Below are 23,958 nucleotides of genomic sequence, written 5' to 3' on the forward strand. Positions count from 1 at the left end.
TGGCGCCGCGTCCGAGACGTAGCGGCGCGCATCCCCAGCTTTGTGGACCTAATCGGAAACCTGATCTGTCTCCGAAACAGCTTCGCCGTCGCGCGGCGCGTCGAGCCCATAGGCGCGCAGACGGCGATATAGCGTTGTGCGCGCGATGCCGAGGGCGGCGGCGCTCAAGCTGATGTTGCCCTGATAACGCTCCAGCACGCGCTCGATGTGCTGTTTGTCGAGGCTGCGTAAATCACTCGCGGAATTTGGCTCGCAGCTGGACTGGCCGGCTGCCGGCCCGGACCGCGCGACGGCGATCGGCGTCGCGGCGCGTTCCGTATCCGGAGGGCGATAATCCAAAATCTCGTCAGGAAGCCATCCGCGCCCGATAATCGGCGTGTCGCACAGCAAAAGCGCGCTTTCGACGACATTGCGAAGTTCGCGAATGTTGCCTGGCCATGGATAGGTCTTGAACAGGCGCAAGACATCCGGCGCGAAGCGCCTCAGGCCGAGATTATGCTTTTTCGATAGATAATCGACAAAATGCTGCGCGAGCAATACGGCGTCGCCGTCGCGTTTGCGCAGCGGCGGAACCTTCAGCGTCGAGACATTCAGTCTGTAGAGAAGATCACGACGAAAACGGCCCTTTTCCACTTCCTCGCGAAGGTCGCGGTTGGTCATCGCGATGAGACGGACTTTTATCGGACGAGGAGTCGTGTCGCCGACGCGGCATACCGTTCCCTCTTCGAGGACACGTAAAAGAAAAGGTTGCAGATCAAGCGGCAGTTCGCCAATTTCGTCGAGACAGAGCGTCCCATTGTTGGCGCGCTCGAATCGCCCGAGGGCGCCATTCGCGGACGCGCCCGTAAAGGCGCCCTTGACGTAGCCAAAAAGCTCGGTGGCGATCAACTCGCGTGAGACGGCGCCGCAATTGAACGCGACGAAAGGTCCGTCGGCGCAAGGGCTGGCGTCATGCACCGCCCGGGCGAACAGCTCCTTGCCGACCCCCGTCTCTCCCTCGATCAGCACCGGCGCGTGATAGACGGCAAGACGGCGGGCCCGATGGACGATATCGAGCATGGCGGCGCATTTGGTGACGATCGGATCGAATGCGTTCGCGCGTTTGATGGCCGGAGCCAACGGCCGCGTCGCGGCGGCTGCGATCACCACTGCGCCGATGAGGGACTCATCGTGATGGACAGGAAGCAGATTGTCCTGGCTGATGCCGTAACGGGCGGCGGCCGCCAGGTCGAAACTTCTTCCGTCATTGCTCAGCTTCAACAACGGTTGATCGGACTGGAAACCCATCTCCACTCCGTCCCGCGACTCGCCGCGCCGCGCCAGCAAACGATAGGCGTGTTCGTTGGCCGAGACGATCCTGCCGCCGCGATCGCAGACGATCACTCCGTCGGACCATCCGCGGCCCATGGCCGAGCTGTATTCCATGAGCATGCGCCGCTCGCCTTCGAGCTGAAGCGAAAGCGCTGCTTCAATTCGACCGGCGACCATCACGGCGAAGGCGAGATTATGCTGCTGAAACGTGTTCTTCGCCCCGGACATGTCGACGAGGCCCAGGAGGGAGCCATCGAGCGGGTTGCGCACCGGAGCGCCAACGCAGGTCCAGTTCTTGGTCAGGGCGCAGAAATGCTCAGCGCCATGAATCAGCACCGGCGAGCGCGAGGCCAGCGTGGTGCCGATGCCATTTGTTCCAGCGTTGGCCTCGCTCCAATCGGCGCCGATGACCAGATTGATGTCCCGGCCCGCTTCGAGGGTGCCCGGATCTCCGACGGCGTCAAGAACAACAGCGTCGACGTCAGTCAGAATGAGCATGGAGCCCGTTCCGGTCAGCGTTTGCTGCGCTTCCGAAAAGACCTTCGACGCTGCTTGCAGCAGCAGGCTGTTGGCGCGCAGCCTCTGCTCGAATTCGCGTTGCGCGACGATGGTTCGCGATCCCGCGACTTTGTGGTCAATGCCGATGGCAGCGCAACGCTGCCAGGATTTCGCGACGACATTGCGCACCTTGAGGCGATGGGAGACGCCGGAAAGATAATCTTCCCACGCCTTCATAATGACGCGCTCCTGCGCTGGATCCGCTCCCGCCTCGGGAGGCGCCCATTCATTCAACTGACCAAAATCCATTGCGTCGAATGTCCCGTTGAACGTTTCCCGCCGCTGGCGCGATAAGGGCCAGCGCGCAATTGCCGCGTTCCGTCTTCGCGGACCATCAGCGGGATAAGTTTATTCCGTTGCCTCCTTCCAAACAACCGCTATTTGCTACCCTTTCCGCGGTAGCCGCGCCCACAAAGGCGCCTCACGCGCGCCCCAGAAATTCAGCGCCGCCGCCCCGCGCGGGACCGGCGGTCGGATCGACCTGCTCGATGCGGTCGACGATCAACGTATTCGTCCCAAGAATGAGCTTTGCCGAGGAAACCGCATTGCGGACGGAAGCGATCGTCACCAGCACGGGGTCGATCACGCCCGCCTCGAACATATCCGCCAGTTTGCCCGAACGCGCATCGAAGCCGACGCCGGCCGGCGCCTGGATCACCGCCTCCACAATCGCGTGCGGATCACGCCCCGCATTCTCGACAATCTGCCGCAGAGGCTGGCGCATGGCCGAGCAGAACAGCGATATTCCCTTGGCCACGCCCTCATTCGCGTCCGCCGCGGGCGCCGGCGCGATCTGTCCGGCGAGTTCAGCGAGGGTCGCTCCCCCGCCCGCTACGATGCCCTGACGCAGCGCAGCGCGGCCGGCGCAAAGCGCGTCATCGAGCAATTGCAAACGGCGCCGGCGTTCGGCGGGCGTCACGCCCCCGGCTTTAACGCGCACCGTGCCCGACGTCATCTTCGAGAGCCTCTCGTCAAGCTTATCCCGCTCGATATTTTGCGGCGCCAATTCGATCTGCTGGCGAATTTGGGCGCGCCGCGCGTCGATAGCATCCGGCGCGCCGCGTCCTTTGAGAATCATCGTCTCAAATTGAGAGGAAATCACGCATTCGGCCCGCCCGAGAGCGTCAAGCTTCGCGCGTTCGAGCAGATAGCCAAGGTCCCCGGATATGACCTCGCCGCCGGTCAGGATGGCGATATCCTCCATCATCTGCTTGCGCCAATGACCGAAATCCGGCGGATTGACGACAAGGAAACGCCCCCGGCCTGTGCTTCGCGTCGCAAGCAGACCGATCAACACTTTCGGATCTGCCTCGTCGGCGATGATGAGCAGGCTAGCGTCCCGCGCCTGAACCTCCTCGACAAGCGCCTGGATCTGCTCGAAGCGGGTGATCTTATGGTCCGTCAACAGAATATAGGCGTCGTGCAGGATAGCCCGCATGGTTGGGACGTCGGTGATCATATGATGCGAGACATAGCCGCGATCGAAGGAAAAGCCTTCAATAATCTCCATCACGTCGTCGTCGGCGTCTCCCTGCTCCAGCGTTATGACGCCTTCGGCGCCAACCGCCTCGAGCGCGCGAGCTACAACATCTGCGAGCTTGGCGTCGGCTCCGGCCACCGAGGCGACGCAACGCAATTCGCCGCCGCCGGAAAGCGGCCTTGCGCGCCCGTTCAGCGCCAGGACCATGGCGTCCTCGGCTGCGTCCAATCCTTCGATCAGATCGGCCGCCGCCGCTCCGCCTTCGGCAAGAATTGCGATCCCTTCCTGAACCAGCGCGTTGGCGAGCACGGTCGCGGTCGTCGTGCCGTCCCCGGCGATTTCAGCCGTCTGCTTCGAGACTTCGCGCACGATCTGCGCGCCAAGATTTTCGAACCGGCATTCAAGTTCGATTTCGTCGGCGATGCTGACGCCATCGCGCGAGACGATCGGCGTCCCCGTGGGTCGATCAATAATCGTGTTCAATCCGCGCGGACCTAGCGTGCCGCCGACTGCCGCCGTGAGCTTTGCCACTCCGCGCGCCAGCGCCGCGCGCGCCTGCGCTCCATGCAACATCATCTTCGGCATCTTCGACTCCCATATTGTTCTTGTTGCTTGATCTTGACGATTCTCAGCTCATTGACCGCTTGCCGAAAGCGTCAACAACGACCGTCGCGACGATCGTTGTTGCAAACGGTCAACCTCAAGCCGTAGACGCCCGGTCCCGGGCGACGCCTTTATTCATACGCCATCGCCTCCTCCATATTGCCGAACAAGACCACGGTGTCGTCATCGAGCATGACCATGCGGCCATAGTGGGTCGAGGTCGAAATCTCGAATAGATGCGGCGTAATCTCCCGACCCAAAGCTTCGCTCAATTCCTTCATGTCGAAGGTGATCTTGCCTTCGCCATCGATGCGGATCATCGCCGGCATATAGGTGATCCGGATGCCGGGCTTTCCCTCCATGACCTCTGCGATGCCGCGCGCCTCGACGCTGTCGTTCATAGTGACCCCGCATTGATGCGAAATCGTCTCTTCGAAAGTGATCTGATCCATTGATTTAAAAATGTTTTCGGTGTGTTCAGCGCTCACGGGCGGAGACTCCTCGTTAAGTAGGGAACGACCGACGCGGCCTCGGCCCGCGTCTGCGACATTTGTCCTGGATATCAGCGCGGAAGAGGATCGAGGCCGATCGCATTGGTGATCGAATCGACGCGCGCAAGCTGCACGGCGAGTACTTCGTCGAACCGCGCCCGCTTGTTGACGGGCAAGGACCACAAGGGCTGCAGCTGCCGCGCCGCCGCGAGCGCACGCCCGCCATGTTCATTCAGCCAGTTCGCCAGAATCACGCGATTTTCTGCTCCATGAGCCTTATCCGCCACAAGCATGCTGAGGAGTTCGACACAGTTGACAAGATTGCGCTCGTAATCCGCCTCACCCGCCGAAATCACCGACGGAGTGATGAAATCATTCTGCGCAGCGGCGTCCTGCATGATGAAGCCGCTGCGAAAGAGCTCGCAAATCAGCGGTTCGATACAGACATTGATCGCGAGATATTGCTCGATATAGTCATTGGTGCCCATGACGCCTTCGACCGCGGCGCGGGCGTCCTGCCAAAACGGATCCTCCAGCCAGTGCGTCTTTCCGGCAGATTGATCGAGCTCTGGAAGATCGAGATTAAGTTCGCCGAGATAGAGCGTGATGTCCTGCGCGAAGCGGATCTTGTAAGAGCAATTGGTCAATAGCGCATTGTTCACCATCTGCGTATAGCCGAGCCGCTGCGCATGCATGAGCGCCGTCCCGATCCCATACTCGACATGCTTGTAGGCGCCGAGATGATCCTGCAGAATCTTGACCCATTGCTTGTCGAAGCGCGCCGGAGCGCCAGACCGGCGGCCGTTCTGGATCACATTCTGCGTCATTCCGATGATGGTCGATTGACGCTGAAAATGGGTGCGCTCCCATTCCTGGTCTGGCGCCCGATAGGCGTGCCAATTGGAGCTTTTGACCTTGGTCCAATCCTTGCTGTAGGTCGGATCGCCATTGGCAAAAGCGATAATCCACCCTTGCGCCAAATAGCGCTCCGGATCAGGCTGGACATCGACGGTGACGTCCTCGTAATGCGTCGCTTTGCGGCCCTTCGGCTCGAAATAATTGTAGCGGCGGCTGTCCGATCCGGGAAACGTTTTGGAGCCCGCTGCGCCTGAGGCGTCTTCGTCCACCTTGACCTGAATATTCATAGCGTCATTTCCTCCTGGGCATGATTCTTAGTTTGTCGCCGGGGTGAATTTGTCGAAGTAGATGCGATCGGGTTCGACGCCCGCCATTTGCAAAACCGGCATGACAGCGTCGATCAAGGGCGGCGGACCGCAGGCATAGGCGTCGGCCCCGTCTCCGATCCCTTCCGCTTTCAACCCGCGTTGCACGACCTCGTGGATGAAGCCGCGCTCGCCGCTCCATTGGCCGTCATCTGGCGCGGCCGACAGGGCTGGGACGAAGCGAAAATCCGGCAGTTCCGCCTCGAGCGCCTCGAACCGCTTCTGCCAGAACAAATCGGCCTGGGTCCGCGCCCCGTAAAAGAGACGGATCGACCGTTGCGGCGCCTCCGCGATCTGATCTTCAAGGATAGCCAGCAGCGGCGCGAGGCCAGATCCGCCCCCGATCAACAGCAGAGGCGAGTCGTCGCGATGCTCTCGCCGAAAACAGGTGCCGTAAGGTCCGCTGACGGTGACTTTGGCGCCGGGCGCCAGCGTATCGAGTTGCGAGGAAAATCGTCCGCCCTCGTATTTCTTGATGATAAATTCGAGCCGCGTCGGATCGCGCGGCGGGTTGCCCATCGAATAGGATCGCGTCGTCGCGCCATCCGGCAACGTGATGTCGGCATATTGACCGGCAAAAAATGTCATCGGCCGGTCGAGAGTTAACACCAACCGCCGGATGTCCGCCGTCAGCGCCTCCACCGCCGCCACTTCGCCGACGAACTCGCTGACCGCAACGGAATGCGAAAGCAGCTCCTCGTCGAACATCAGGAGTTCGATCTCGAGATCGCTAAACGGAATCGTGCGGCAGAGCAGCACATGATTGGCGTCGCGCTCGGACTCCGGCAGCGCAAACGTGGAATATTTGAGCATTTCGGCGTCGCCGTCCAACAGCACCGCCTTGCACGCGGAACATTGGCCTTCTTTGCATCCGTGAATCAGGGCGACGCCCTGCCGAAACCCTGCGTTGAGAACAGTTTCGCCTTCGTAGACGCCAAATTCGGTGCCCGTCGGCTGCAGCCGCACCATATGCAGCGGCTTGCTCGTATCTGGCTTGCTAACCAAGTTTTCCTCCTCCCCGCGCGCAAGCCAAATGCCTTGCGCAGCCCGGACAATCCATCGCCTCCCATGACTGGCCGGACCGGCGCCGCGAGGCGCCGGTCCGGGTCCCGATCAAAGGCGCTTGATGGTGTAGCCCTTCTTGTACTCGGCGATGTGCTTCTCGCGATCGGCCGGCGACAGATCGCGCAACACTTTGATGGGCGCCTTGATCGTGTAGCCGCGCACATGATCGAGGGTCCACATGTCCTTTTCTTCCAGGGACAGATGCGGCTGCGCCATCAGCGTCTTGCCGTCCGGGCGCACGAAACCCATGTCCTTGATGGCGTCGGCGACGTCCCAGCCGTCATAAAGCTCTTCCCATTGACGCTTGCCGCTGAAGCGGCCCATCGCCGGCGTCGGACGCCCCTTATATTCGGCGGCGAACGCCTCCTTGTGCGTCCAGCGGTCGATTTCGTGGCCGTAGGTGTAGAGCTCGCCATCGACGACATCGGTGGTGAATTGATCGCGGATCACGCAAGGCACGAGGTTCGACCAGCAGCGGTGCGGATAGACATAGCCGGTATCGGCGAAGGTGATCGGAACGCTGCCTGGCTTCGACAGCTTCCGGTAGTTCTCCCACCATGCGCCATATTCATTGTACCAGCCTGGATATTTATATTCGAACCATTCGAAGTCGTATTCGTCCAGCCCCTCGAGGCGCCAGAAATTGGCCCACCAGCCGGCCGAGAAGAATTGCGCCACCTTATGCACATAGCCTTCCTTGACGATGCGATCCCATGCGGCGTGCACATCGTCGTGATGGATCTTGATGCCGTATTTTTCCAGCGGCAGCATGTAGGTGCGATAATAATCCTCATAAATCCAGCGGTGCCACAGCTCCGCGTAGGATTCCTTCTTCTTGTCGCGATGCTTCGTCCCATATTCAACGATCGTGCCGACGGCGGCGTCGACGATTCCATGATTCTGCCAAAAGGCGTAGCGTATATCGCGCTCAAGCAGGAGATGATTGTCGGGGTTGTTCAGAACCGACATCAGGAACGAATGTCCGTTGCCGATATGGCGGGACTCATCCGACTGCACAGACAGAAAGACCGTCGGCAGCGCATAATCGCCATTGCGAGCTGCCTCGGAGGGCATGGCGACGAAAAGCGTATTGGTGAAGGCGCTCTCCGCCACAACTTGCAGGTAGATATTGGCCGCGGTCACGGCGTCGCCCGTCAGGAAGGCTTCGCCGAACTGGCGGCCGATCGTCGTCGCATAGCACTTGCCAAAGGCGGCTTCCGTGATGTCAAAGCCTGCCGGATCGATATAGTTTTCCATGTACCATTTTTTCAGATTCATCTGAATCGTGGAATGGCGGAACTCATCGACCATCTGCATGGTGAAGCCGGTGCGCAGCTCGTCGCCAGGCGCAAGGCGCCCAAGCATGGCCATCGAACGGGCGGCGGAGATTTCCGGAAATGGAATGATGGCCAAAAACAGCTTCATCCATTCGACCCAGCGCTGCTCTACATTGCGGAACATGTCGCCGCGCAGAGCCGCGTCCAACGCGCCATAGACGCGGTTGTCCTTCTCTTCCTGCATCGGAAAGTACGAGCGCAGGACCTGTTTCATCGGATCCTTTGGATGCTTCGAAATTTTGTAGTCGGTCGGGAAGGTCATCGCCTCCTTGACATAGGTCGGCGTCCAGCCGAGGTCGGCGATGCGCCGCGTCGCTTCGGCGATCGGGATTCCCTTTTGCTGCGTTATGCTGTTCAGTGACAAAGACATGGTTTTCGATCCTCCCTTGCCCACGATCCTCGTGGTTGAGCCGCGGCCGGCTATTTTGCCGCTACGCGGCGCCTAACGAACTTTCTTTGCGAAAGCGGCGCGATTGCTTGGTTCTCTCCGCAATGTTTAATCGCAACTCGTATGCCACAGCGTAAACCTCACATAAAATCAGTCGCTTAGTTCAATTATCGGGTCACGCGCCTGCATCTTCGATTGTCCTTTGTTGCGGGACGAAACAATCTCGCAACATCTCCATCGAGGCCGCAACACAAGCGACGCTGTTGGATCTTCGAGCCCCGCTTCGATCGTGATAAAAAAGGCGCCGGATGTCGGACGATCCGGCGTCAAGGAGGGGCTGGACGAAAAAGGAAGATCTCTTCCAAGCGTCCAGATTCTCAGAAGGAGAACAGCGTTCCGACTGCAAGCGCGTTCGAACTGAACGCGCCTCCCGACTGGTTCTTCGCTATGCCGCGGAAGAAGTTCGCTTCGAGCATGACCCAGGACGTTAGCTGATAGCGCGCAAAGGCCACATAGGACTCATAGGAGCGCAGCATAAAAGCGTTGTAGTTCTGAACGTTGTCGTAGCTGTTCGACTGGAGGTAGCTGATGCCGTAATTTGCGCCAAGCGTCAGTTTGTCGAAAAAAGTGTAGCTTCCTTGACCCAGCCAGCCGTAGGATTCGCGGGTCTGGCCGTTCGGGCTGATTCCATCAAAAAACAACACGCTGGTGCCGAGCCCATCGCCATAATAGCCGTAGCCGACTAAACTTGCGTCGCCGATGTCGAGTTTGGCGCCGCCGTCCACTGCCGAGGCGCGAATTCTCTGGCCCGCCGGGAGGGCGTCTCCGGCGACCAGCCCCTCAGAGCGCTGCTGCTCGGTCAGGCCTGAGACCCAGGCCGTCAGCTTGACTGACGGCGCGACATCGCCCTTGTATCGGACGCGGCCTTGCAACATCGGCTGGTCATGACCGCTGAGATTGCCGGAATCTGTTCCCGTAAATACGGCGGCCTGGCTAAGCGGGGTGAACAGGCCAACCGAGGCGTCGAATCCGTAAAAGCTTGGAGACGTATAGCTGATCTGCGGAATCCAGTCCGCATAGACATAGCCGCTGCCGATATGCCCGGAGGTAAATCCTGGAGAGGCGTTACGGAACGGAAGTCCGACGCCAAGCAGCATCGCATCATACAAAATGATGTCGCCCCCGAAGAAGGCGAGATCGCGTCCAATCTTGACGGTGCCCGCCTCCGGCGTTCCAATGGTTCCGAAGACCTGCCGCAGATCGATCGACGCCGTGCCCAGCCCGTAGGCCACGCCAAAGCTGTTGGCGTTGAAGGGCGATGCTCCGGTATTGACGTTGGTCCCGACGCTATAAAATCCGAACGTCGCGCCGAGATCGTAACCCATCTGATTTGTCGCCAGGCTGAGCACCAGCGAACTGCCGAGCATGCCGCCACGCGTTGAATTGGAATTATTGACCGTGCTGGTGTTGATGTTGACAAGGCCGCCGACGACGCCGCCGGTCGTGGCCGAACCCGTCACCTGCCCCTTGAACTGCTCGACGGCGAAGAAGTCGATGCCTCCGGAGAGTTTGACGTCGACGTCGCCGATTCGTACGCCGACGCCCTTGTCGATCGCGGTGATGAAGTGGGGATCTGGCGCGGCGACCGCGCCGTTCGGCGCCGCGGCTTTCGCCTCGCGCTTGCGGCCGGCGTCTTTCGCCTCGGCAGCGCGACGCTGCTTTAATTTTTGATAGTCGCCGCCGCTTAGAATGCCCTTGGCTTTTAGGCGCTCGATCAATTCGTCGGTAACGTCCGCCCGCGCCTGCGCGCCGACGAGAACCGCGGCTCCGATGCAGCAGCCAAGCAAGAGTCGAAGCGAATTTTGAATCCCGCTGTGGCGCGATCTCTGGCGCATGATGGACCCCTCCCGCGTCGGCGCATTGTTTTCGCGCCATTATTGTCCGCGTGATAACAGAGCAATGCTTGGGCCAGACCAGAGACTTGCGGGAGATCAATGCTTTAGCGAATAGATCCGGCATATTTGCTTGTGGAGAAACTGTAGCGTTGTAGCGTTTCGCAACAGAGGTGAAACACGCTGCAAGGGCGAGCGGACGCTAGCAACACGCCGAATGCAGGTTTCCGCTGCGGCGCAAAATTTCCCAGTATGCTGTCGCCAGATTGCGAGGCGAAATCTACGCCAGCTTCGGCTCCTCGACGCAAAGTTCGGCGGCGGCGGCAGCTTCGGGGGCGGCCTGCGCCTCATCGCGCGGCTGGCGCTGGGATTCCGCTACGGCAAGCGCTGGCGCCGCCGCCAGCAGCAGTGCGACTCGCGAGCCGGCCTCACGGGCGATCAACTTGCGATCCGCGCCGCGCGCGAAGCGCAAGGGTTCGCCGAACATGATTCGGCAGCGCAGCGGCTCTCCGGTCAAAACCTGCCAGAGATGCGGCAGCAGCGCGGCGTCGCCAAGCCAGGCGGCCGACAGCGCGGAATAGGAAATCGCCACCGGCTGCACGGCAACGTCCTCGGCCTCCGCCGCCCCCACGCGCGCAAGGAGGTCTCGGGCGCTGGCGAAATGCGAACTGCGAAAGACGCCAAGCGCCCTTCCGTCGCCCGTGGTCCCTTCCGGAAACAGCAGAACCCGCCGCCCTTCGAGCATGCGCTCCGCCATCGCCGCATTGGCGGCGGGAATCGACCGCCGCCGCTTTCGATCGACAAAGACCGTCCCCTGCTGGCGGGCGATGGCGCCGATCAGCGGCCAGGATCCGACCTCCCGCTTGGCGAGAAAGCTGAAGCCGGAGAGGCTGCCAAGGGCCAGAACGTCGATCCAGGAGACATGATTGGCCGCGAGCAGCAGCGGACGCGATGAATGGGCCGCGCCCGAAACGCTGATCTTGACGCGCAGAACCCTAATCAGCACGCGGCAGAAAACAATCGACGGATTTATCGGCGCGGAGCGGCGCAGCCGCATGGCGATGCTCTGCGCCGGAATTCCAACGCAGAGGAAAACAAGAAAGGCGAGCACAAGCAGAACAGCGCGCAGAACGGCCAGGCGAGCCTCCCAAGGAGAACCAATCGGTTAAGCTTTATGCTCGCCGGCTTGCAGTTTCATGACGGTGAACAGCGCTAACGCTATGATTTGTCGTATTCGCGTCATCAAAGCTTTGCGTCAAAATCCTAAATCGGACGCGATCATCGAAAGCGGAATCATTACTTGACGCACTCCTTCGACGCGCCCTCCGGCGAGATCGCGCCCGTCTCGGGCGGCTTCGCGCGCATCGCCCGCATCGGGCGAACCGCGATCCCGAGCGACGCTATCGTCGCGCGTTTCGGCCCTTTTGAGGTCAGGCTCGCGACGACGAAGAAGGAGATCCGCAAGGCGCAGCGCCTGCGCTATGAGGTTTTCTTCGAGGAAGGCGGCGCGCGGCCGGACGCTGCGGCGAAGCTGACCCGGCGCGACATCTGCCCATTCGATTCGGTCTGCGACCATCTTCTTGTCATCGATCTCGAACGGACCAATCGATTCGGCCGGCCGAAGCCGAAGATCGTCGGCGCCTATCGCCTGTTGCGGCAGGACGTCGCCGAACGCCATTTCGGCTTTTACAGCCAGCGCGAATTCGACGTCGCGGCGCTCGTGAGGCGCCGCCAGGGCACGCGCTTTCTCGAACTTGGCCGCGCCTGCGTTCATCCCCGCTACCGCTCCAAGCGCGTCATCGAATTATTGTGGCGCGGCCTCTGGCTTTACGCGTCGCGCCACCGCATCGACGCGCTGATCGGCTGCGCCAGCCTGCCCGGCGTCGATCCGCGGGCGCTCGCCCTCCCTTTGAGTTTCTTGCGCCACCAGGCTCAGGCGCCCGAAGCCTGGGACGTCCGACCGCTGCCGGGGCGCGAGGCGAATGTCGATATTCTGGAGCCGCAGGAGATCGACGCCCGCAGCGCGCTGGCGGCGCTGCCGCCGCTGATCAAGGCCTATCTGCGGGTCGGCGCAAAATTCGGCGCGGGCGCCGTGGTCGACGCCCAATTCGGCGCGACGGATGTGTTCACCATCATGCCGCTGGCCGATATGGAAGACCGCTACGCCGCCTATTTCGGCGCGCCGATGGAGCGGCCGGAAAGCGTCCTCGCCTGACGCTGCGGGCGCGTTGCGCCCGGTCTTCGCTTAAAATGCAATCGTCGGGCTTTGAGCGCCGTTCAATCTTTCCGCCCACACTGGCGCGAAGAGGCGCGGGTCAGTCTCGCGCAAGGGCCGCGAGGGACACTGCGCCAGACGTTGCAGGACCGCTGGCATGTTGAACTCGACGCTTTACTACACGATGCTGACGCGGGATTTCAGCAAATCGCTCGCCACCGCCGCCTCCGATACAGTCGCCAAAAGGGAGACCGCTTATTACGAGGCGAATATCGGCAAAGTAAAGTCGGTCGACGACCTGATGAAAAATCAAAGGCTCTACGCCTATGTGCTGAAAGCCTACGGCCTCAGCGACATGGCCTACGCCAAGGGCCTTATCCGTAAGGTCCTGACCAGCGACGTTACCGACGGCGCGTCCCTCGCAAACACCCTCAGCGGCGGTCGCTACAAAGCCTTGGCCGCCGCCTATAATTTTTCCGCCAAAGGCGCCGTTGGAACAATCTCGGCCGAGGCGCAGAAGACGACGAAAGACAATTACGTCGAGCAGACCCTCGAGGCGAATGTCGGGAAACAAAATGACGGCGCCAAAATGGCGCTTTATTTCAAGCGAATCGCGCCAACCGTGAAAAGCGCTTACGGAATCCTCGCCGACAAGACCCTGCTCGGCGTCGTGCAGACCGCCTTCGGCCTCTCGGCGTCGATGTCGCAGCAAAACATCGACGTGCAGGCCAAGACCATCAATGCGCTGTTCAAGATCGGCGATTTGCAGAACCCCGCCAAGCTGCAAAAGCTGATTCAACGGTTCACCGCCAATTATGACGCCCAGCATCCCATGGGCGTTTCCATGACGCCCTCGTCCGCGCTCGAAGTGTCAACGCCGGACATCAGCCAGAGCCTCCTCATGAGCCTCGCCAATCTCAAGCTCGGAGGGAGCTGATCCATGCAAAGCGGACTTTACGTCTCGCTGTCGGGGCTGGTCGCGCTCGACCGGCGTCTGACGACGATCGCGGCGAATGTCGCCAATCAAAGCACGCCGGGATACAGGGCGGAGGAGGTCGAATTCAAATCGCTTCTGTCCAAGGCCGGCGCCAATCCCGTCGCCTTCGTCTCGAATGGCGAATCCTTCATCTCGCGGCGCGGCGGCGTTCCCATCAAGACGGACGGACCCCTCGACGTCGCCGTTCAAGGCCATGGCTGGCTTGCGCTGAAAACGCCTGACGGAACCGTCTACACCAAGGACGGGCGCATGCATATGGAGGAGAGCGGAGCGCTCGTCAGCGTCGACGGCTTTCCGGTCCTCGACGCCGGCGCAACGCCGATCCTGCTCGATCCGGCCGCGGGGCCGCCGACCATCGCGCAGGACGGCATGATCACGCAGAACAGCCATCAGGTTGGCGCGATCGGCATTTTCAGCCTCGACGGACAGGCCAAACTCAAACGCTACACCAACTCCGGCGTGATGAGCGATCTGCCGGCGACGGCCGAACTCGATTTCAGCAACAATGGCGTCCATCAGGGCTTTATCGAGGGAGCCAACATCAATCCGATTCTCGAAATGGCCAAGCTGATCATGGTCTCGCGCGCATTCGAGAACATCCATTCGGCGACAGAGGGATCGGAATCCTCCCTGAAAGACGCCATTAAGACGCTCGGCGCGACTTCATGATCGATCGCCCCGCTGACGGAGCGCTCGCGAAACTGGAGCGGGCCATGACGCAGGCGGCGGCGGAGCCGCTGGTGCGCGTCAGCGGCGCCGTCACCGAATTATCGCCCTCGCATGCCCGCGTCGCCGGACTATCATCCTTTGTGAAGCTCGGCGAATGCGTGCGCTTTGGTCCCGAAGCCGAAGGCGCGCGCAATCGCGGCGAGGTGGTGCGGATCGACGCGCAAGGCGTCATCGTCAAGACCTTCGAGGCGGGCGCATTGACGAGCCTCGGCGAGCGCGTGTTTCGCGCGGGACCGCTGCGCATCGCGCCGCATCCGGGCTGGAAGGGCCGCGTCGTCAACGCTTTCGGCGCGCCGATCGACGGCGCCGGGCCGTTGCCGCAGGGAGATCGCAGCGCCATGATCGACGCCCCACCGCCGAGCGCCATGCGACGCGCGCGCGTCGCATGGCCGCTGCGCACGGGCGTCCGCGTCATCGACATCTTCACCCCGCTTTGCGCTGGTCAGCGCATCGGCATATTCGCCGGCTCCGGCGTCGGTAAATCCACCTTGCTGGCGATGCTCGCCGGCTCCAAGGATTTCGATACCGTCGTCGTCGCGCTGGTCGGCGAACGCGGCCGCGAGGTGCGCGAATTCCTCGATGACGCGCTTGCCGCCAATCGCCCGATCTCGGTCGCCGTCGTCGCGACGGGAGACGAAACGCCGTCGATGCGCCGGCTCGCGCCGCGCACGGCGATGGCGATCGCCGAGTTCTTTCGCGATCGCGGCGACCGCGTGCTGCTGATTATCGATTCCGTCACCCGTTTCGCCCATGCGGCGCGCGACGTCGCTCTGGCGGCCGGCGAGCCCCCCGTCGCGCGCGGCTACACGCCGAGCGTTTTCAGCGATTTGCCGAAACTGCTCGAGCGCGCGGGGCCCGGCGAAGAAGGCGGAGGGTCGATCACTGGCGTCTTCTCCGTGCTCGTCGACGGCGACGACCACAATGATCCCGTGGCGGACGCCGTGCGCGGCACGCTCGACGGGCATATCGTGCTGGATCGGGCGATCGCCGATCAGGGCCGCTTTCCCGCCGTTAATGTGCTCGCCTCGATCTCGCGGCTGGCGCAGATCGCCTGGACGGCCGAACAGCGCGATCTTGTCGTCAAGCTGCGCGGCATGATCGCGCGCTTCGAGGACAGCAGCGATCTGCGCCTGATGGGCGGCTACAAGGCGGGGCAGGACGCAGATCTCGATCAGGCGGTCGCGCTTGCGCCAAAAATCTACAAGGCGCTGCAACAATCGCCGCAATCAACGCCAAGCGCCGACGCCTTTCGCGAACTCGCACAGAGTCTCACAGGCGCGTCCTGATTTCCGTAGGGTCGAAGCGATTCAATTCGGCGCGAGACTGGAGCGTGGGGTTGATCTCTTCCTATGGCCTTACGCCGGCCGTGGCGCCAGGATGATGATGGCGGCCCCGATCAGGCAAAGCGTCGCGCCGCCAAGATCCCAGCGATCGGGCCACACGCCCTCCATCGCCCACAGCCACAGCAGCGAGACCGTGACATAGACGCCGCCATAGGCGGCATAGGCGCGCCCGGCCGCGCTGACGTCGATCAGCGTCAAGAGCCAGGCAAACAGCAGCAGGGAGGCTGTTCCCGGGATAAGCCATAACGAGGATTTTCCAAGCCGCAGCCAGGCCCAAAAGGAAAAACAGCCCGCGATTTCGGCAAGGGCGGCGGCGACGTAAACGAGCGCGGTCAGCATAGCGTCTCCATGGCGCGGCCGCATGCGGAGGCCGAAGATTGAAAGCCTCAATTCACTCCGATTCGTCAAAAATTTCGTCTTAACGAACGGCGAGGAACAGGGGGCGGCGATTTCGCGTGACGGCCGGCGTTTTGCCTTGCAAATCGCGTGCAGAGATCTGGAATGAGCAAGCGTCGCGCGCTCTCGCCGCCCCTTGCGCCAAATATTGGCGCGCCTCAGTCGATCGCATTGAGCAAATGAACATTGCCGCCGACAGCCGCCGTATTGATCGTGACCGTCTGTTCCACGACAAAACGCTGCAGATAGTGCGGCCCGCCAGCTTTCGGCCCCGTGCCGGACAGGTTAAAGCCGCCAAAGGGCTGCGTCCCGACGACCGCGCCAATCATATTGCGATTGACATAGCAATTGCCAGCAAGCCGCCGCTCGAGGATGCGGCCGATGGTCGATTCGATGCGCGAATGGACGCCGAGCGTCAGCCCGAAGTTTTTCGCCTCGATGGCGTCAAGCAGCAGGTCAAGCTCCGCCGCCTTGTAGCGCACGACATGGAGGATCGGTCCAAACACTTCCGCTTTAAGATCTGCGGGCGAGGCGAGCTCAAAAATATGAGGCGCGACATAAAACCCATGCGCGGGCGCGGTCGCGCCGACTTCGCCAGCAAAATGCTCGATGACGCCATTCTGCACTTGCGCGCGCATCGCCTCAATGTGCGCGAGCAGCGCCGCCTTGGCGTCGGCGTCGATCACCGGGCCGATCTGCACGCCGATGTCGCGCGGATCGCCGACGCGAAGCTCGCGGGCGGCTCCGGCGATCATCGTGAGCATTTTATCCGCCACCTCTTCCTGCAGGCACAACAAACGCAGCGCCGAGCAGCGCTGCCCCGCCGAGCGGAACGCCGAGGCGACGACATCGTCCGCGACCTGCTCGGGCAGAGCAGTGGCGTCGACGATCATGGCGTTGACGCCCCCCGTCTCGGCGATCAGCGCCGCGATCGGCCCATCCTTTGCGGCAAGCGCCCTGTTGATGCTTGCCGCCGCTTCGACCGATCCGGTAAAGGCGACGCCGGCAACGCCCGGCAGCGCGACAAGCGCGGCGCCGATTTTTCCGTCTCCCTGCGCAAGGCAGAGCGCGCCGGCCGGAACGCCGGCCTTATGCAGCAGCGCGACGGCCTCGGCGGCGATCAGCGGCGTCTGCTCGGCCGGCTTGGCAATGACGCTATTGCCGGAGACGAGCGCAGCGGCCACCTGTCCGAGAAAAATCGCCAGCGGAAAATTCCACGGGCTGATGCAGACGAAAACGCCGCGCCCATGGCAATGCAGCCTGTTGTCCTCGCCGGTTGGTCCCGGCAGTTTCGGCGCGGCGCCGAACGCCTTGCGCGCCGAGGCCGCGTAATAGCGCAGAAAATCGATCGCCTCACGCCACTCGGCGACCGCGTCGTCAAGCGTCTTGCCGGCCTCGAGCTGAAGTAGGCGCAGCCAGCGCGGCGCCTCCGCCTCCAGCCTTTGCGCCGCGCGATCGAGCCGCGCCGCGCGTTCTTCGACGGGGCGCCTCGACCAAAGTTTTGCGGCGGCCTGCGCCTCCTGCATCAACGTCGCAAGAGCGCTCGCGTCCGCGTTCTCAACCCGCCCGATCGCCGAGCCATCGATCGGCGAGATCGCCTGCCGCCGCCCGGCGGCCGGGTTCGGCGCCCTCTTGCCCCCTGCCAGAATCAGCTCCGCCTGCCGCGCCTCCGGCGTTTGCCGGATCGCGGCGAGGAGATCGCCCAGCGCCCGCCGGTCGCCGAACTCGACCCCGGCCGCGACTTTGCGTTCCGGCCCATGAATCTCTTGCGGCGGCGGCAGCGCGGCGGCGCGGGCGCGGTCGGCGTCGCCGATGATTTTCTGCGGCCGTTCGAGCAGGGCCGCGGCCGGAATATCGCGGTCGCCGATCTGCGCGACAAAGGATGAGTTGGCGCCGTTCTCAAGAAGGCGGCGCACCAGATAGGCAAGCAGATTCTCATGCCGGCCGACCGGCGCGTAGATGCGGCAGGCAAGCGCCGGATAATCCGCGCGAAGCGCGGCGTAAAGCTCTTCCCCCATGCCGTGCAGGCGCTGGAACTCATAGCCGTCGACGCCGCCGGCCAGCGTCACGATGGTCGCGACGGTCAGCGCATTATGGGTGGCGAATTGCGGCGCGATCAGCGCGCGCGCCGCCAGCAGCCGCCTCGCGCAGGCGATATAGTTCAGATCCGTCATCGCCTTGCGGGTGAAGACCGGATAGTCGGCAAGGCCGCGCTCCTGCGCCCGCTTGATTTCGGCGTCCCAATAGGCGCCCTTGACGAGCCGAAGCGTCATGCGCGTGCGATGTCTGGAGGCAAGCTCTACGACATGGTCGATCACCGCCTCGGCGCGCTTCTGATAGGCCTGCACGGCGAGGCCAAAGCCGCCCCAGTCTTTCAGCGATCCGTCGGCCAGCGCAGCCTCGATGAGGTCGAGCGAAAGCTCGAGCCGGTCCGCCTCTTCGGCGTCGATGGTCAGTTGCAGATCATGCCGCCTGGCGAGCCGCGCGAGGTCGATCAGGCGCGGCGTCAATTCGCTCATCACGCGCTCGCGGCAGGCGGGCTCGAAGCGCGGATGCAGCGCCGAGAGTTTTACCGAAACGCCAAGCCGCTCCGACGCTCCCGCTCCCCGCGCGCCGCCGACGCTTTCGATCGCGTGGGCGTAGGACTGGAAATAGCGATCGGCGTCGGCCTTGGTCCGCGCGCCTTCTCCAAGCATGTCGAAGGAGTAAAGATGGCGTCTTCCCTCGCGCGAGGATGCGCGGCGCAGCGCCTCCTCGATCTCATCGCCAAAGACGAAGTGCTGTCCCATCAACTGCATCGCCTGCCGCGCGGCGGCGCGCAGCGCGCCCAGCCCCAAGCGCTTCGCCGCCAGAGCGACGACGCCTTCGGCCGTCTTGCCCTTGTCGAGCATGCGGGCGGTCGCTCCCAAGGCCCAGGCCGCGGCCGAGACAACCAGCGGCTCCGCCTCATGGCCGCCCTCCGCGGTCCAGCGCGCCGCGCCGATCTTTTCGGCGATGAGGGCGTCGGCGGTCAGGGAATCAGGCACGCGCAGCAGCGCCTCGGCGAGGACCATCAGCGCGACGCCTTCCTCCGTCGACAGCGAATATTCGCGCAGCAGATCCTCAAGCCCGCCGATACGGGCAGTTTTCGCGCCGCGCGCGGCCTCGATCAAGCGACGGCCAAGCTGGTCGATCCGCGCCTCCGCCCCGGCGTCGAGGGCGTCGCCTTTCAGAAGGCGCGCGGCGATCGGCTCGTCCGGTGGCGCATAAGGGACCGAAAATGGGGCGACGACGGCGTCGGAAGTCATGGGGAGCTAGCCTCATGAGTTGGCGAAATGGCCCGGTCGATCTGCTGTCGCGGGCCGCGGCTCGTTCGCGCCAGGCGTCAGCCGGCGTAGCGCGACGGACGGACGACGGCGACTTCATCCAGCGCTTCGCTGAGCACGCTTACCGCCTGAAGCATGTCCCGCTCCTCGATCACGAGGGGGGGCGCCAGCCGCAGCACGCTCTCATGCGTCTCCTTGGCAAGGACGCCGCGACGCATCATGGCGAGGCAGACCTCCTTGGCCTTGGCCTGGGCGGGGTCAAGCTCGATCCCGGCCCAAAGGCCCTTGCCGCGCAGCGCGATGATCGCCGGATGGCGGATGCGGTGCAGGGCGTCGAGCAAAACTTCGCCGAGCGCGCGGCTGCGTTCGGCCAGCTGTTCCTCCTGCATCAACGCGATCGCCGCGCGCCCGACCGCGGCGGCGAGCGGATTGCCGCCAAACGTCGAGCCATGGCTGCCAGGGGTGAACACATCCATGAGCGCGCGGCGCGCAATGAACGCCGAAACGGGCATCAGGCCGCCGCCGAGCGCCTTGCCGACGATGAGGCCGTCCGGGACGGCGTCTTCATGCTGGAAGCAGAAATTGCGGCCGGTACGGCCAAAGCCCGATTGCACCTCGTCGAACAGAAGCAGAATGCCGTGCCGGTCGCAGATGCGGCGCAGATTGGCGAGATAGCCCTCCGGCGGGACAATGACGCCGCCCTCTCCCTGGATCGGCTCGACCAGCACCGCGGCGGTGCAGCGGTTGATCGCAAGCTCGATCGCGTCGGCGTCGCCGAAAGGGACCGAGGCAAAGCCGGGCGCGAATGGCCCGAAGCCGCGTTTTGAATTGGGATCGTCGGAAAAGCCGACGATCGTTGTCGTGCGGCCATGGAAATTGCCATAAGCGACGATGATTTCGGCCTTGTCGGCGGGGATCGCGAGTTCGTCATAGGCGTAGCGCCGGGCGGCCTTGATCGCCGTCTCGACCGCCTCGGCTCCCGTATTCATCACGAGGCAGGAGTCGAGACCGGCAAATTGCGCAAGCTCCTGGCAGAATCCGCCAAGGTTATCCGAGTGAAAGGCGCGGGAGACGATGTCGAGCCGCTCGAGCTGGTCGCGCATGGCCTTCACCAGCCGCGGATGCAGATGACCGAAGCTCGCGGCGGAATAGGCGCTCATCATGTCGATGTAGCGATGTCCGTCCACATCGAAAACATGGGCGCCGCGCCCGTGCGACAGCACGACCGGAAGCGGCGCGTAATTTTGGGCGCCGAAGACATGTTCGCGGTTGATCGCCTGCTGCCCGGACATAACGAGCTCTGCTTTAGAAGATTAACTGCGTGGCTTACGCCGCCTTTGGGGGCAGATCATGGCGCAAATCGCCGATCGCCAAAACAGAGCCGGATTAAGGCTGCAGCGCGCCCTGCCGCGTCGAAACAGCGCAGCGGAGAAGCTTTGCGGCGTCCAGGAGGCTAACCGGCGCCATTCGCCACGCGCCGCGCGGGCTTTTTCGCCCGCGGCAGTTTGCCCGGCCATTTTACTATGTGGTGCGGATAGTCGTTGAGGGCAATCTCGGTTTCGAGCGCGACGACCTTGCCTTTCGCCGACGCGCCCGCCGCATGGACCGTCTCTGTCGAGCCCGATACGAGCGGATGCCACCAATAAAGATCTCGGCCTTCGGCGACGAGGCGATAGGCGCAGGAGGGCGGCAGCCAGGATAGCGCGCGCGCCGTCTCCGGCGTCAGTTTGATGCAGTCGCGCACCCTGCGGCGGCGATTGGCGTAATCGGAGCAGCGGCAAGCGTTGGCGTCGAACAGCCTGCAGGCGACCTCGGTGAAATAGATCTCGCCCGTATCTTCATCCTCGAGCTTCACGAGGCAGCAACGGCCGCAGCCGTCGCAAAGGCTCTCCCATTCCGTCTTGTTCATTTCTTCGAGAGATTTTTGCCGCCAAAATGGCGCCGCGGCGATTTTCGGCTCCTCTGGCGAAAGCGCCATCCCCGGCTTCTCCGCAGCCGGCGCGGCGGGGCATTTTTCACGGGAATTGGGCGAGGATCGCGGCACGGCGGAGGGAGCGCCTTTCCATTTCATTCGGCATGCGGGTGAGCCCGAGGGCTTGCGCTTCCTTGTGACAATCGTCAAGCCGCTTGCTAAACTGCCGCTTGCGCCTTCGAGCGGCCGGAATGATCTATATAATCGGCTGCGGCGGTCTCCATCCCCTGGGTCCTTCCGCTGCGAGCGTCGTCCGCCTGCACGGGCCTTCAACCTTCGCCCAAGCTATTTCCGGAGCGTTCATTCAGGTGCTTAAGGGTCTTGCAAGTGCTTAAGGGTCTTCGCGAGACGCGGCTTTGGAAACGCGCCGCCACGGCGCTGCTCGCGTTCGACGCCTTCATCGATTCGTCCATGTTCGCCAGCGGCGAGCGGTCGAAGGAGCGCTACGCCGCCTTTTCCGCCTTCATGGATCGCTTCCACGTCGCAGGCTGGCGGCGCGTTGCGGTTGAGCTTGCCTGCGAGACGCTGACGCTCAGCATCGGCGCCGGCATTGTCGCCCTGACGCTGGCGATCCCGGCCTTCCGCGAAACCTCGGACGACTGGCTGAAGAAACAGGATCTCGCAATCACCTTTCTCGACCGCTACGGCCAGGAAGTCGGCCGGCGCGGCATCAAGCACGACGATTCCGTCTCCTTCGAGGAACTGCCCGAAAATCTGATCGACGCGGTGCTATCGACCGAGGATCGCCGTTTCTTCGAGCATTTCGGCGTCGACATCATCGGCACCGCGCGCGCTCTGACGGTGAATGCGCGCGCCGATACGGTCGTGCAGGGCGGCTCCTCGATCACGCAGCAACTCGCCAAGAACCTCTTTCTGTCCAACAAGCGCACGCTCGAGCGCAAGATCAAGGAAGCCTATCTCGCCGTCTGGCTCGAGTTCCGGCTCTCCAAAAAGCAGATTTTGCAGCTTTATTTCGACCGCGCCTATCTTGGCGGCGGCGCTTTCGGGGTGCAGGCCGCCTCGCAATTTTATTTCGGCAAATCGGTGCGGGACCTGACGCTGGCGGAAGCGGCGATGATCGCCGGCCTGTTCAAGGCGCCGACCAAATATGCGCCCCATGTCAATCTGCCGGCCGCGCGCGCCCGGGCGCATGACGTCCTGAGCAATATGGTCGACGCCGGCTATCTGACCGAGGGGCAGATCTATGCGGCGCTGCGCAATCCCGCAACGCCGGTTGACCGCAACAAGACGACGAGCCCGGACTGGTATCTCGACTACGCCTATGAAGAGGTGAAGAAGCTCAGCGAGGAGGGAAAGCTCGGCGACGAGCGCGTGCTGACCGTCCGGACGGCGCTCGACTCCGGCCTGCAGGAACACGCCGACGCGACGATCGAAGACCAGTTGCGCCAGTCGGGGCCGAGTTACCACGCCAAGCAAAGCGCCGTCGTGGTGTTCGAGCCGAACGGCGCCCTGCGCGCCATGGTCGGCGGGCGCGATTATGGCGCGAGCCAGTTCAACCGCGCGACGGACGCCTTGCGCCAGCCCGGCTCCTCGTTCAAACCCTTCGTCTATCTGACGGCGCTGATGACCGGAAAATTCAAGCCGACGACCATCGTCGTCGACGCGCCGATCTGCATCGGCAATTGGTGCCCGCGCAATTACAAGAACACCTATGCCGGTTCGCTGCCGCTTGTGACGGCGCTGGCGCGCTCGCTGAACACCGTCGCGGTGCGGCTGTCCGTCGCGATCGGCGCCGCCGATTCCGTCCCCGGGCACAATAACGTCTTTGAAAGCGCCAAGCGCGGCCGCGCCAAAATCATCGAGACGGCGCGCGCAATGGGCCTGACGACGCCTCTCGTCGATACGGTCTCGCTGCCGATCGGCGCGGCAGAAGTGACAGTGATCGATATGGCCTCCGCTTATTGCACCTTCGCCAATGGCGGGCTGCGCGCTCCGCCCTTCGCCGCCGTGCAGATCTTGAACAGCCGCGGCGAGGAGATCTACCGCCATGACCGCGACGGACCGCAGCCCCGCCAGATCATCCCGCGCGAGACCATCGAAACGATGGTCTCGATGATGACGCAAGTCGTCCAGGCCGGCACCGGCAAGCGCGCGCAGCTTGACAATATCGAGGTCGCCGGCAAGACCGGCACGACCAATGGCTATAAGGACGCGTGGTTCATCGGCTACACCGGCAATTATGTCGCGGCGGTCTGGTTCGGCAATGACGACGATACGCCAATGGAAAAAATGACCGGCGGCTCGCTTCCGGCCGGCACATGGCATGACATCATGGCTTATGCCCATCAGGGGATCGAATTGAAGCCGCTGCCCGGGCGTCCGGCGCCGACCGGCCCTGCCCCCGTCGTGGCGGCCGGCGGTCCGGCCGCAGGCGCGCCGCAACGGCCGGCGAGCCTGTCGTCACGGTCGGCCGAGACGCTGCGCGCGATCGGCGCGGCGATGGCGGACGCCGAGAAGCGGCGGGAAGACGCCGGGCTCGGCGCCGCCAACGCCGCCTCCGTCTCGCATACGGGCGCGCAGCCCGGCGGCGGTTGACCGCCGACCGAATTTGACCTGCCGCCCGGCCTGCGCGCTATTCGCGCGCGCCTCACGCCACAATAAAACACGAATCACGAGCGTCATGCGTTGCGTC

General features: G+C 63.0%; 17 protein-coding genes. 5 read left to right on the plus strand and 12 right to left on the minus strand.

The window, feature by feature from the left end:
- Window positions 1-48: 48 nt before the first annotated feature.
- The 8 genes from MSIL_RS08390 to MSIL_RS08425 form a co-directional block, all read right to left on the minus strand.
- Window positions 49-2,103 (minus strand): sigma-54-dependent Fis family transcriptional regulator, encoded by a 2,055-nt coding sequence (locus MSIL_RS08390; protein ID WP_244406240.1) that lies wholly within the window; start codon window positions 2,101-2,103, stop codon window positions 49-51.
- 187 nt (window positions 2,104-2,290) lie between these two features.
- Entirely contained in the window at window positions 2,291-3,934 is a 1,644-nt protein-coding gene (gene groEL, locus MSIL_RS08395) for a molecular chaperone GroEL (protein ID WP_012590665.1), read from the minus strand.
- Between the two features lie 149 nt (window positions 3,935-4,083).
- A complete protein-coding gene (locus MSIL_RS08400; protein WP_041367784.1) occupies window positions 4,084-4,404 on the minus strand; it encodes an MmoB/DmpM family protein in 321 nt (106 codons plus the stop codon).
- A 110-nt stretch (window positions 4,405-4,514) separates the two neighbouring features.
- Entirely contained in the window at window positions 4,515-5,588 is a 1,074-nt protein-coding gene (locus MSIL_RS08405) for a ferritin family protein (protein WP_012590667.1), read from the minus strand.
- Window positions 5,589-5,615: 27 nt separating this feature from the next.
- Window positions 5,616-6,671: an FAD-binding oxidoreductase gene (locus tag MSIL_RS08410; protein ID WP_012590668.1), complete on the minus strand. Its 1,056-nt coding sequence runs from the start codon at window positions 6,669-6,671 to the stop codon at window positions 5,616-5,618.
- Window positions 6,672-6,779: 108 nt separating this feature from the next.
- Window positions 6,780-8,438, minus strand: coding sequence for a ferritin family protein (locus MSIL_RS08415; protein WP_012590669.1), 1,659 nt, complete (start codon window positions 8,436-8,438; stop codon window positions 6,780-6,782).
- Between the two features lie 395 nt (window positions 8,439-8,833).
- Window positions 8,834-10,351 (minus strand): hypothetical protein, encoded by a 1,518-nt coding sequence (locus MSIL_RS08420; RefSeq protein WP_012590670.1) that lies wholly within the window; start codon window positions 10,349-10,351, stop codon window positions 8,834-8,836.
- Window positions 10,352-10,628: 277 nt separating this feature from the next.
- Window positions 10,629-11,405 carry a lysophospholipid acyltransferase family protein gene (locus MSIL_RS08425; RefSeq protein ID WP_148213058.1) on the minus strand — a complete coding sequence of 259 codons (777 nt, stop codon included), beginning with the start codon at window positions 11,403-11,405 and terminating at the stop codon, window positions 10,629-10,631.
- 243 nt (window positions 11,406-11,648) lie between these two features.
- On the opposite strand from MSIL_RS08425, the gene olsB reads away from it, so the two are divergent.
- The 4 genes from olsB (at window position 11,649) to fliI (ending at window position 15,575) form a co-directional block, all read left to right on the plus strand.
- Window positions 11,649-12,563, plus strand: a complete 915-nt coding sequence (gene olsB, locus MSIL_RS08430) for a l-ornithine N(alpha)-acyltransferase (protein ID WP_012590672.1) — start codon at window positions 11,649-11,651, stop codon at window positions 12,561-12,563.
- A gap of 157 nt (window positions 12,564-12,720) precedes the next feature.
- Window positions 12,721-13,500 (plus strand): DUF1217 domain-containing protein, encoded by a 780-nt coding sequence (locus MSIL_RS08435; protein WP_012590673.1) that lies wholly within the window; start codon window positions 12,721-12,723, stop codon window positions 13,498-13,500.
- A gap of 3 nt (window positions 13,501-13,503) precedes the next feature.
- Entirely contained in the window at window positions 13,504-14,229 is a 726-nt protein-coding gene (gene flgF, locus MSIL_RS08440; RefSeq protein WP_012590674.1) for a flagellar basal-body rod protein FlgF, read from the plus strand.
- Complete coding sequence (fliI, locus tag MSIL_RS08445) at window positions 14,226-15,575, plus strand: flagellar protein export ATPase FliI (protein WP_012590675.1); 1,350 nt, start codon at window positions 14,226-14,228, stop codon at window positions 15,573-15,575. The genes flgF and fliI overlap by 4 nt, the downstream gene beginning before the upstream one ends.
- A gap of 69 nt (window positions 15,576-15,644) precedes the next feature.
- Here the strand turns inward: fliI and MSIL_RS08450 are convergent, their stop codons facing one another.
- From MSIL_RS08450 to MSIL_RS08465, 4 genes are all read right to left on the minus strand, one after another.
- Complete coding sequence (locus tag MSIL_RS08450; protein WP_012590676.1) at window positions 15,645-15,971, minus strand: YnfA family protein; 327 nt, start codon at window positions 15,969-15,971, stop codon at window positions 15,645-15,647.
- Window positions 15,972-16,186: 215 nt separating this feature from the next.
- Entirely contained in the window at window positions 16,187-19,315 is a 3,129-nt protein-coding gene (gene putA / locus MSIL_RS08455; RefSeq protein ID WP_012590677.1) for a bifunctional proline dehydrogenase/L-glutamate gamma-semialdehyde dehydrogenase PutA, read from the minus strand.
- 77 nt (window positions 19,316-19,392) lie between these two features.
- Window positions 19,393-20,625, minus strand: coding sequence for an ornithine--oxo-acid transaminase (gene rocD / locus MSIL_RS08460; RefSeq protein WP_012590678.1), 1,233 nt, complete (start codon window positions 20,623-20,625; stop codon window positions 19,393-19,395).
- Window positions 20,626-20,786: 161 nt separating this feature from the next.
- Window positions 20,787-21,311, minus strand: a complete 525-nt coding sequence (locus tag MSIL_RS08465) for a YcgN family cysteine cluster protein (RefSeq protein WP_012590679.1) — start codon at window positions 21,309-21,311, stop codon at window positions 20,787-20,789.
- A gap of 321 nt (window positions 21,312-21,632) precedes the next feature.
- Here MSIL_RS08465 and MSIL_RS08470 point away from each other — a divergent pair, with 321 nt between their 5' ends.
- Entirely contained in the window at window positions 21,633-23,861 is a 2,229-nt protein-coding gene (locus MSIL_RS08470; protein ID WP_012590680.1) for a transglycosylase domain-containing protein, read from the plus strand.
- The last annotated feature ends 97 nt before the right edge of the window (window positions 23,862-23,958 follow it).

Source organism: Methylocella silvestris BL2, from assembly GCF_000021745.1.
Classification (GTDB): Bacteria; Pseudomonadota; Alphaproteobacteria; order Rhizobiales; family Beijerinckiaceae; genus Methylocapsa; species Methylocapsa silvestris.

Excerpts from the sequence above, each read along its gene's own strand:
- groEL (WP_012590665.1), bottom strand. The coding sequence starts at position 3,934 with ATGCCGAAGATGATGTTGCATGGAGCGCAGGCGCGCGCGGCGCTGGCG.
- MSIL_RS08400 (WP_041367784.1), bottom strand. The coding sequence starts at position 4,404 with ATGGATCAGATCACTTTCGAAGAGACGATTTCGCATCAATGCGGGGTC.
- MSIL_RS08405 (WP_012590667.1), bottom strand. The coding sequence starts at position 5,588 with ATGAATATTCAGGTCAAGGTGGACGAAGACGCCTCAGGCGCAGCGGGC.
- MSIL_RS08415 (WP_012590669.1), bottom strand. The coding sequence starts at position 8,438 with ATGTCTTTGTCACTGAACAGCATAACGCAGCAAAAGGGAATCCCGATC.
- MSIL_RS08420 (WP_012590670.1), bottom strand. The coding sequence starts at position 10,351 with ATGCGCCAGAGATCGCGCCACAGCGGGATTCAAAATTCGCTTCGACTC.
- MSIL_RS08425 (WP_148213058.1), bottom strand. The coding sequence starts at position 11,405 with ATGCGGCTGCGCCGCTCCGCGCCGATAAATCCGTCGATTGTTTTCTGC.
- MSIL_RS08435 (WP_012590673.1), top strand. The coding sequence starts at position 12,721 with ATGTTGAACTCGACGCTTTACTACACGATGCTGACGCGGGATTTCAGC.
- flgF (WP_012590674.1), top strand. The coding sequence starts at position 13,504 with ATGCAAAGCGGACTTTACGTCTCGCTGTCGGGGCTGGTCGCGCTCGAC.
- fliI (WP_012590675.1), top strand. The coding sequence starts at position 14,226 with ATGATCGATCGCCCCGCTGACGGAGCGCTCGCGAAACTGGAGCGGGCC.
- MSIL_RS08450 (WP_012590676.1), bottom strand. The coding sequence starts at position 15,971 with ATGCTGACCGCGCTCGTTTACGTCGCCGCCGCCCTTGCCGAAATCGCG.
- putA (WP_012590677.1), bottom strand. The coding sequence starts at position 19,315 with ATGACTTCCGACGCCGTCGTCGCCCCATTTTCGGTCCCTTATGCGCCA.
- rocD (WP_012590678.1), bottom strand. The coding sequence starts at position 20,625 with ATGTCCGGGCAGCAGGCGATCAACCGCGAACATGTCTTCGGCGCCCAA.
- MSIL_RS08465 (WP_012590679.1), bottom strand. The coding sequence starts at position 21,311 with ATGGCGCTTTCGCCAGAGGAGCCGAAAATCGCCGCGGCGCCATTTTGG.